1 protein-coding gene is annotated in these 556 nt (G+C 36.3%); it reads right to left on the bottom strand.

The annotated features are described in order from the left end of the window. On the bottom strand, positions 1 to 556 hold a 556-nt coding region (locus D1831_RS14490; RefSeq protein ID WP_158610682.1), incomplete at both ends, for a hypothetical protein.

Below are 556 nucleotides of genomic sequence, written 5' to 3'. Positions count from 1 at the left end.
AAATAATTATTTAAAATTAGTTGTTCTGGCTGCGGTAAATTGATTCTTACGGCAAATGAGATAATGCTTCGATATTCGTTAGCATCGACTACATGGTCATCATGTAAAGCAAAATTACATAGTAATTCGGCGTACGCCAACTTGATTTTGGAGGGAAGGTCCTCTAGTGAGTAGATAGTTGAGGTAACTTCTGAATCCTCATCTTGTGTTCCTGTATTCTCATTTTCACTAACATCATTGGCAGCACCAAAATCATCTAGTAAGCTTGCTAAAGCAGGGGAGTTGACCCATTCGGTTATTGCCGTTGGAACTGAATAAGATTCGGTTTCATCAATAAAACTCAAATTAATGTGTGGAATAACTTTTTCTTTACTTTTTCCGTGCTTGGTTTCTTCACTATAATTTGCTTCTGCAATATTTTGGTATTCGAAGCTAATTGGGTGTTCTAAGGATTCATGAAAATAAACACGTGTACTTGTGAAAAGTATCCCAGTTTTTGCATTGTGAAAAAGGGTAGTATCGACAATTGCACGTACATCAGTAGGCAATTCACTAA

Source organism: Lactiplantibacillus garii, from assembly GCF_003885105.1.
Taxonomy (GTDB): Bacteria; Bacillota; Bacilli; order Lactobacillales; family Lactobacillaceae; genus Lactiplantibacillus; species Lactiplantibacillus garii.
The sequence above is the reverse complement of the archived record's forward strand: the minus strand, read 5'-3'. Positions and strand labels throughout refer to the sequence as shown.